Raw genomic sequence first — 262 nt, 5'->3', positions numbered from 1 at the left:
CAAATAAATAATTTGACGTTATAACGACAATTCAATATTATTGACGTTAAGTATTTTCTGAGATGAAAAGATGAAAAAGTTAATCGTTAAAGATAATGCATTGATTGAAGCTAGTTATAGCTTGGGCGTGGTAGAGCAAAGGATTTTACTATTGGCTATCTTGGCAATACGTCAAAAGAAAATACCAAAGGATAAAGAAATCAAAATTCATGCTCAGGAATATATGAATGCCTTTAATGTTGAACGTCATGCGAGCTATGAA

The 262-nt window shown here is 31.3% G+C and carries 1 protein-coding gene; it reads left to right on the top strand.

Going from position 1 to position 262, the window contains the following annotated elements; translation table 11 throughout:
- Positions 1-70: 70 nt before the first annotated feature.
- The coding region (locus tag RMT89_RS43755; protein WP_315889321.1) for a RepB family plasmid replication initiator protein at positions 71-262 on the top strand (192 nt) is incomplete at its 3' end.

It is taken from the genome of Streptomyces sp. P17 (assembly GCF_032436805.1).
GTDB lineage: Bacteria > Actinomycetota > Actinomycetes > Streptomycetales > Streptomycetaceae > Streptomyces.
This window is presented reverse-complemented; position numbering and strand designations above follow the sequence as displayed.